This is a genomic window from Marinimicrobium sp. UBA4209 (assembly GCF_002381585.1).
In the GTDB taxonomy this organism is placed as follows: Bacteria; Pseudomonadota; Gammaproteobacteria; order Pseudomonadales; family Cellvibrionaceae; genus Marinimicrobium; species Marinimicrobium koreense.
In genome coordinates, this window is the sequence record NZ_DFTP01000014.1 from 17786 (window position 1) to 18027 (window position 242).

Below are 242 nucleotides of genomic sequence, written 5' to 3' on the forward strand. Positions count from 1 at the left end.
ATTTTATCGACGATGAACACGCCCAGAGGTGCGCCCAGGGCGACGACGGGTGCCGCTGCAAGCCAGTTCTCAAACACACCGGGTTGCCAGCTGTTGGTGACACTTTTGATAAGGACCCCGTACAGTGAGGCCAGAGCCATGATGACCACCGAGGTGGGAATCGCGATCTTCAGGTCCGCCCGGCACAGCAATACCAGCGCCGCATAGAGCACCATATCAACGCCCACCCCGGTGACCGACAC

General features: G+C 59.9%; 1 pseudogene. It reads right to left on the reverse strand.

What is annotated here, in order from left to right:
* Positions 1 to 242, reverse strand: a pseudogene (locus tag B3187_RS02535) (sulfite exporter TauE/SafE family protein); the annotation flags it as partial.